A 7,089-nucleotide genomic window follows, 5' to 3' on the forward strand; every position below is an offset into this window, starting at 1 on the left:
GACAAGTCCGCCCATAACACACCCTACCCACTATTGCCTCACTTCGCTTCCATCCAATTATCCCCAGCATGTATTTCCACAACTAAAGGAACACTCAACTCAACTGCTGATTCCATGGTTTCCCGAATTTTTACCTGCAATTCTTCCCATTCATCTGGGGGAATTTCAAAGATTAATTCATCATGGACTTGTAATAGCAACCGCGCCTGATATTTCTGTAACTCTTGATACAGATTAACCATAGCAATTTTGATGATATCAGCGCTAGAGCCTTGAATGGGGGAATTAGCTGCTGCTCTTAATGACCCAGCATCATAGGGATTGATACTCTTAAGTTTATCGAGATCAATCTGATCGAGAGCTTTACCTTGCAGCCTTCTAAGACTGTTACCACTAAAGCTAAAGTAGCGACGGCGTCCGAGTATAGTTTCTACATAGCCTTGTGCGATCGCTTTTTTCTTAGTTTCCTCTAAATAAGCAAACACCAGAGGATAGCGCTGATTCAATCGATCAATAAATTCTTTTCCTTCAGCTGTCGATACCTTAGCTTCCCGAGCAAACCGTTGTGCTCCCATGCCGTAAATTACGCCAAAATTAATTATTTTACCCAAGCGCCGCTCTTCAGCAGTAATGTCTTCTTTGTCAAATAACATTTGCGCTGTCAAGGTATGGACATCGGCTTGAGTTTGGTAAGCTTCCACTAGCACTGGCTCTTGACTCAAGTGAGCTAGGATTCGTAACTCAATTTGGGAATAGTCAGCAGATACCAACAGCCAACCGGATTCTGGAATAAAACCCTTCCGAATCTGGCGACTAAAATCAGTACGAATAGGAATATTTTGTAAATTAGGACTAGAGGAGGATAGTCTACCAGTTGTAGTCACGGTCTGATTAAAATCCGTATGTACTCGTTTAGTATCAGAACGCATCAGTGCTGGTAAAGCATCCACATAAGTAGATTTCAATTTAGATAAGCTACGGTATTCCACAATAGCATCTACTACGGGATGGTCTCCTTGTAATTTAGCTAATATAGTAGCATCGGTAGAGTAACCGGTTTTGGTTTTACGAGACTTCCTACGATCTAACCCTAGTTTCTCAAACAGTAACTGACTGAGCTGTTTAGGGGAACCTAAATTAAATTCTTCTCCAGCATCTTGATAGGCTTGCTGCTTAATTGCCACTAAATCCTTTTCCAGCTCTTGAGAGAACTGTTGCAGATAATCCTTATCAATACGAATCCCCTGGTATTCCATCTCAGCTAATACCGGTTCCAGGGGTTGCTCTACTTCTAGCAACAATTGCTGCAATGCTGGAATTTGCTCCAATTCCTCTCGCAATTTAAAAACTATTCCGAAGGTGGTATAAGCATCCATCCCACAGTAATCGGCTACAGTAGGAATGTCTAAATCTCTGATAGTTTTCCCTTTTGGAACCAAGTCATTATAACTTTGTGCTTCTATTCCTAAATAGTGCAGCCCTAGGTCACTAAGTTTATGGCTAGTTTCGGGATTGAGTACATAACTCGCTAGCATGGTATCGAATACCACTCCTGCTAGCTGAATCCCGTTACAACGTAAGACTAGTCGGTCGAATTTACTATTTTGTAATACTTTGGGATAATCTGAGCTTTCTAAAATTGGACGTAGGGATTCTAAGACAATATCCTTGTCTAAATTAGTCCCATCCTTATGACCGATAGGAATATAAGCAACATCAGTAAATTCTTTTCCCCAACAACAGCCAATCCCCACCAACTGAGCATCTCGTGGTTCCAAATCACTGGTTTCTGTATCCCAAGCCACAGGATTTCCAGCATCGGTATAGTATTTCAGCTGTTCAACTAATTGATTGAGCTTGTCTACAGTATCGATAATTTGTGGTTGAATCGAACCAGTATTAGACCCTTGCTCTTGAAACTCTTCCGTTTCCGCTACACTGAAAAAGGAAATATCATCATCTTCCTGAGTATCAGTATCACTATCAGTATTTGAAACAGTATCACTAACAGTATCATTTGGGGCATTATTTTGACTATCCTCTAGCACTACGCCACCAAAACGCTGCTGAAGTTTATCTATTTGACTGATAAATGACTTTAATTCTAATCGCTCCAATAGCGGTTTGAGCACTTGAGGATCGAATCCTTGGAGCTGACATTGGTCTAAATCAATATCGATAGGAGTATCAAATCGTAATTGAGCCAAATAGCGAGCATGTTCCGCATCTGACTTACCTACTTCCAGCTTTTTCTTAACGGCACCCTTAATAGTATCAAGGGAAGCATAAATATTATCCAGGTTTTGGTATTCTTTGAGTAACTTAACTGCAGTCTTTGCTCCGATGCCCTTAACTCCAGGAATATTATCGGATGGATCCCCACAGAGGGCTTTATAATCCACGACTTGAGAGGGTAATACTCCCAATTTTGCTTCTACTTCCTCTAAGCCATATTCCGTTGGGCCAACTGTAGCACTCCCCCTAGAAAACGGACCACTGAGATATAAAACGGTAATTCCTTTGTCTGGAGCAACTAGTTGAAATAAATCGCGATCGCCAGATACAACTTTGACACGATAGCCTTGATCAATAGCTTGGTGAGCTAAGGTTGCCAATACATCATCAGCTTCATAACCAGGAGAAGTTATTACTGGGATTCTTAACCCTTGTAGTAACTGCTGGAGATTCTTGACATCTGGTAAGAAATCTTCTGGTGTTTCGGTGCGATTGGCTTTATAAGTAGCATCGGCTTGTTGGCGAAAGGTGGCTTCTTTGGTATCGAAAGCAATTGCGATCGCATTCGGGTTTTCTGACTCCATTACCTCTAGCAAAGATTTAATGAAGCCAAAACAGACACTGGTCGGAATTCCAGTTTTAGTCCGTAATCCACCCTGACGACTTTTGGCAAAAGCAAAATAGGAGCGAAAAGCCAGAGAATGACCATCAATTAGGATCAGTAGGGGGGATGCTACCATTGGGGAATCATCAGGGACCGGGGGAGAGTTCTCAGAAGAAGTAGATCTGGGCATAGCCCTATTGTAGCGGTATTGTAGCGATTGGTTGTTTGTTGGTAGCTAGGGAATTCCGGATTAACTCAGACTGATCAGGTAATTAACTAAGAATGAATCGTTAACGGTCTAGGGTCTATGTTAACTGGCTAATGGTATCTCAACTATAGTTAATTAACTACTATTCCGTTAGAAGCCTAGTTATATCATTGGCTTTGCGTTCGCGTAGCGTGGCCTACGGCCAATCCCATTAAAACCACTGACTTAACTCGGATAAATACTATATAGTTAACTCACTACTATTCCGGTAGGGTGCTGGTTGTATGATCGGCTTTGCGATGAAGCGAACGCGCCCCGCGTGGCCTACGGCCTCAGCTTCCGCGCTTATGCGATCGCATGGAATAGCCATGTGTTGATCACAGCTTACTCACTAACTCTACCGGGAAGGTGTGTTATTAACGAAACCTGAGCAGTGTTTTGCTCACAGCTTACTCAGTAACTCTACCGGTAAGGTGCGTTATTAAAGAATCCTAGCAATTCAGCACCTTTGTGGTGTGTCTATTTTTGCGTAAGTCCTGTTGATGATGAAGGCATCAACTTTTGTTTTATGGAGTATAAGAAACAACTATACCGAATTGGACAGCATCAATCCTAGCCAGGAAACTTGCTAGAAATAGTCTACGATTGTTTCTAACGTCATGCAGAATCAAAATATGGCAATTTTGTCAAATACTTGTTACGATTCTTCATTAAAGGTCAGATAGGTTAACGGTTGATACATTTACCGATACCTAGGGTGACCATGACTAGGGCTGCTCTAGCCAGCCAAAACCCATGATTAGTTTTTAAGGAGCTCAACTATGTCTAAACCTGTAGAACTTTCCCTGGAACAAAAATTTAACCTGCGGTCCTTTGAATCTCAGGTCCAGAAAATGAGCCGTGAGCAAGCTCAGGAATTCCTAATCAAACTCTATGAGCAAATGATGATGCGTGAAACAATGTACAAAGAAGTCCTAAAACACGAGTGGGGATTATAGCTAAAGCCCTAGTCTGATTGTTATTGGCCTTAATTGAGCCGCGACCTCCTTCTCTTGCTCAATTCCGTAGGTAGGAAAGGAGCTGGGGATGCTGGGGCGTCAACTCGAATTATATTAAGATTTAATTAAAATTAAAATTGATTGATTCAACTTATTGTTAACTAATATCATCAGCGTAAGTATTATCACCGTAGGCTTGCTTAAAGGGAAGTCTTCAGCCTTCAGCGTTCAGCCGTCAGTAGACGTAACAGATATTAAACGAATGCTTACCTGTTTTATTCACAAGGTGTTCGCGTAGCGTGCGCGTAGCGCTAATCGCTGTTCGCTGATACCTGATAGCTTACGGATTGGCAATACCCCAATTCACTCTAGGGCAGCCAGGATGAATAGTTGATAAATTTATATAAAATAATCCCAAACTATCTAAAACTATCTAAAGTAATTGTAAATTGTTCTAGTCTGAAAGAAACTCTAAGAAAAAGCGATCCTCCCTGCATATGTTTCAGCATTGCCTAGTCTGCACCGACTTCTCCGACGGTTTATATCGGCTAGTAGATTTTGTCCCCAGTTTAGCGGCTGGTGGGCTCAAGAAAATCATCTTCTGCAACTTTGTTCCGCTTTGGGAAGAGGGAGAAATACCTCGTATTGATGAAGAAGGAATAGAACAAGCTCGCCGCCGCTTTGAAGAGGGTTTGACCAATATACCTGAAGGGGTAGAGGTTCACATCGAAGTGACCTCAGGTCGTCCTAGTGACAGTATTCCTAAAATCGCCAAACGTTACGATGCTGATGTCATCCTGATTGGCACGCCAGTGCGCAGCTTATTACAAGAAAAGCTTTTCGGTAGCACTACAGCAACCTTGACCAAGGAATGTAGTACACCATTGCTAATGCTGCGACCACAACTGATTTCAGCTTACACCTGCGAAGAACTCGATCTACGCTGCAAACATCTATTCCGGTATTTACTAATTCCCTATGACGGCACTACAGCCTCGAACTATACCGTCGAAAGGGTCAAAGAGTATGCTAAACAAGCACCAGATAACTCAATCAAGCAGTGTATGCTGTTGTGGGTAGTCAGCGAAGGGGGGCGCAGAGAATTATCCAAGGACCCTCAGTTACAAAAAGCTCAAGACAAGCTAGAACCAGTAAAAGCAGAGTTAGAAGAGCTGGGCTTACAGGTCAATACGGACGTGCGAGTGGGCAATCCCCGTGAAGAGATTTTAGACACAGCCTTAGAATTTGATATTACTGCGATCGCAATCTCTTCCGATCACAAAGGAAAATTCTTAGATTGGTCAGTGCGTAGCTTAGCCGGTGATTTAATGCGCAGCAGCTGGCACCCTGTTCTCTTCTTTCCACCACAAAGCTAGGATCGAGAGTATAGGGTTTTATGCAGAGTTCTAATAAAATAAAGCCGTTCCACTTTGATAGTGAATAATAAATCCAACATATGATCAGAAAGATTAGTGGTTGGCGAAGATTACTAGTGGTGTGCATCTCTGTGGCGCTAGCTTTTACAGCTTTTCCTGCGCCATCTTATGCTACTAGTCCTGCGATCGCTCAATTTACCCCATCATCTCGTTTAGAAAACATCTCATTTGAGAACCAGGTAAAATTTCAACTTGCTGCGGCTACAGACAATTGCCGCAAAGTGGTGACTAGAGGCAGTGATCTCAATGTCCGCAGTGGACCCGGTAGCAATTACCGGATTATCGGTTTTGTCAAAAACGGGTCTGAGGTTACCCTTGAGCAAATAGTAAACCAAGACTGGGCAAAAATTTCTTCTCCCTTGTCAGGTTATATTTCTCAGCGGTATCTCCAATCCTGTCCACCACCACCTAAACAGGAATGTCGCATAGTTTCGACCAATACTGGCAGGGGTCTGAATGTACGTCAGAGTCCTGGTGGTAAGATTATTGGTGACTTGGACAATGGCGCTAAAGTCACTATCGTCAATACCATTACTGATGGTTGGGTACAGGTTGTCTCTCCCCTAAAAGGTTATGTTTCCGACCGGTATCTTAAACCCTGTCCACCTCCTCCTCCGAAAGAAGAATGTCGTCTAGTTTCGACTAAGGGTAACCCGCTCAATGTGCGTGCGACCCCCGGTGGTACCATTGTCGGTGTTGTAGAAAATGGTACTAAGGTCACTATCAAGGGTACTAGTACTGATGGTTGGGTACCGATTGTTTCGCCCCAGAAAGGTTATGTGTCTGAGGCATATCTTCAACCCTGTCCCACCGTCAAAGAACAGTGTGGTACAGTTACCACTCGTGGTAGTGATCTGATCGTGCGTTCAACCCCTGGTGGTCCCAGTATCGGTACATTAAAAAATGGTACTGAGGTCAAGATTGAGAGTATAGGTGCCGATGGCTGGCTGAAGATTTCAGAACCCATAATCGGTTATGTGTCTGGCCAGTTTGTTACGATAAAACCTTGTCCAACACCACCACCATCTGAAGAGAATTGTCGGCAAGTTTCAGCACCACAGGGTTTAAATGTCCGCAAAGCACCGTCAAATGATGGCGAGATTATTGGAATTCTCGCTGATGGTTCTAAGGTAACGATTGTTAATCGTGGAAATAATGGCTGGGTTCCTATTTCTGCGCCCTTACAAGGTTACGTTACTGGCAAGTATCTGATCTATTGTCCTGAGTCTAAGCCAGAAGAGGAGTCAGAACCAGTGGGTTAACGCTGAGATCTGGCTGAGATCTGGCAGCATTGTCGATCTAGCGATGCAGCTAAGATTGTAGGGTGCGTTAATAACGCACCCTACTGCTGATCTGTAAGTATCGAGCATGCACGTTGTTATAAGCTATAATTCTTTAACCATTCAGCTATCAGCTATCAGCTCTCAGCTATCAGCTCTCAGCTTTGGAATCAAACAAGTAAGCATTGCTTTAATCTCTGTTAAGTCAGCTGACGGCAGCTCAAGTAGCTTGGCCATTCCCCTAGCCTGGCCAACGGCTGACCGCTGACTGCTGAATGCTTACATAATTTTAAGTCCACTTCCGGAAAAATGTATTGTCTTTCAAAGA

Annotated in this window: 5 protein-coding genes; 4 read left to right on the forward strand and 1 reads right to left on the reverse strand. The window is 43.1% G+C overall.

Annotated elements, in window-relative coordinates; translation table 11 throughout:
- Positions 1 to 38 precede the first annotated feature (38 nt).
- Positions 39 to 3,029, reverse strand: a complete 2,991-nt coding sequence (polA, locus tag F6K20_RS17940) for a DNA polymerase I (RefSeq protein WP_353736774.1) — start codon at positions 3,027 to 3,029, stop codon at positions 39 to 41.
- 839 nt (positions 3,030 to 3,868) lie between these two features.
- Here polA and F6K20_RS17945 point away from each other — a divergent pair.
- The 4 genes from F6K20_RS17945 (at position 3,869) to F6K20_RS17960 (ending at position 7,029) form a co-directional block, all read left to right on the forward strand.
- Entirely contained in the window at positions 3,869 to 4,045 is a 177-nt protein-coding gene (locus F6K20_RS17945; RefSeq protein ID WP_008178810.1) for an NblA/ycf18 family protein, read from the forward strand.
- A 497-nt stretch (positions 4,046 to 4,542) separates the two neighbouring features.
- Complete coding sequence (locus tag F6K20_RS17950) at positions 4,543 to 5,421, forward strand: universal stress protein (protein WP_008178808.1); 879 nt, start codon at positions 4,543 to 4,545, stop codon at positions 5,419 to 5,421.
- An 80-nt stretch (positions 5,422 to 5,501) separates the two neighbouring features.
- Positions 5,502 to 6,743: an SH3 domain-containing protein gene (locus F6K20_RS17955; protein WP_008178805.1), complete on the forward strand. Its 1,242-nt coding sequence runs from the start codon at positions 5,502 to 5,504 to the stop codon at positions 6,741 to 6,743.
- Between the two features lie 106 nt (positions 6,744 to 6,849).
- Positions 6,850 to 7,029 (forward strand): hypothetical protein, encoded by a 180-nt coding sequence (locus F6K20_RS17960; protein ID WP_008178803.1) that lies wholly within the window; start codon positions 6,850 to 6,852, stop codon positions 7,027 to 7,029.
- Positions 7,030 to 7,089: the final 60 nt, after the last annotated feature.

The sequence above is a fragment of the Moorena sp. SIO2C4 genome, assembly GCF_010672485.1.
GTDB classification, from domain to species: Bacteria; Cyanobacteriota; Cyanobacteriia; order Cyanobacteriales; family Coleofasciculaceae; genus Moorena; species Moorena producens.